The sequence below is a fragment of the Mesorhizobium sp. M2C.T.Ca.TU.002.02.1.1 genome (genome assembly GCF_003997225.1).
Window position 1 is genome coordinate 1 of sequence record NZ_RZTO01001511.1, and the last position, 417, is coordinate 417.

At 63.1% G+C, this 417-nt stretch carries 1 pseudogene; it reads left to right on the plus strand.

Annotated elements, in window-relative coordinates:
• A pseudogene (locus EOD07_RS37020) lies at nucleotides 1-283 on the plus strand (hypothetical protein); the annotation flags it as partial.
• Between the last annotated feature and the right edge of the window lie 134 nt (nucleotides 284-417).

A 417-nucleotide genomic window follows, 5' to 3' on the forward strand; every position in this document is an offset into this window, starting at 1 on the left:
CTGGAGCACCGACCGCGGCGGCCCGCCGACCTGCGGCCTCGTCAAGCTTGCGCAGGCCGATTTCCTGTTCGCGCAGATGACGTTGAACGACCGTGACCTCCGAGATTGGCTGCCCGGTTTCGTCGATTATTTCTTCCTCGCCTTCACCAATGCGACAGCGTTTTCACCCACCGATACCTTGCCCCTTTCCCAGCGCGCCAAGCTGCTGATGATGGCCGAGGCCATGATCTCGCTGCTGACCATCGCGCTGGTCGCGGCACGCGCGGTCAACATTCTCGCTTGATCGGCCCGACACGCGAAATAGCCCGCCCGGCGCACCGGAACGGGCTATTTTGGGTTGCCTTCGACAGTTGAAATGCAGCGCCGACTAGTGGCGCTTGCCCAGCCTGTAGCTGTTGCCGCCCAGCAGGTTCACGC